The following is a 394-nucleotide window of genomic DNA, read 5'->3' as shown; positions in this document are numbered from 1 at the left end:
CGCCGACCTCGACCCGGACTGGCAGTTCTCCCCCCAGATCTGGGGGCTGACGATCCGCATCGCCGGGCCCGGGGGCGAGACGCTGCTGTCTGGCCGTTACCGGCCCGCCGCCTGCCGCGACCTGTGGGCCCGCGCCGGGGCCGAGGGGGACGCGTCGTCGCAGGGCGCGTCGTTCACCTCCGTGCTGGAGGACGTCCGGTACGGCTCCGCCGCCGTCCCCCTGCTCGCCGAGTTGCGCGAGGTGTCGCCGGAGCGGCTGTCGATCGGGCTCAACCTGTACGGCTTCTCCGCCCGGCGCGGCACCGCCGGCTTCGCGACCGGCCGGCTGACCGGGTGCATCGGGCCGTGGCGGGCGGGCGAGCCCCTGTCGTTCGTGGCCGGACGACGCCTGGAC

General features: G+C 76.4%; 1 protein-coding gene. It reads left to right on the top strand.

Features of this window, described 5'->3' with window-relative positions:
• On the top strand, positions 1-394 hold a 394-nt coding region (locus FAF44_RS53820), incomplete at both ends, for a hypothetical protein (protein ID WP_237111209.1).

It is taken from the genome of Nonomuraea sp. MG754425 (assembly GCF_021699195.1).
Lineage (GTDB): Bacteria > Actinomycetota > Actinomycetes > Streptosporangiales > Streptosporangiaceae > Nonomuraea.
The sequence above is the reverse complement of the archived record's forward strand: the minus strand, read 5'-3'. Positions and strand labels throughout refer to the sequence as shown.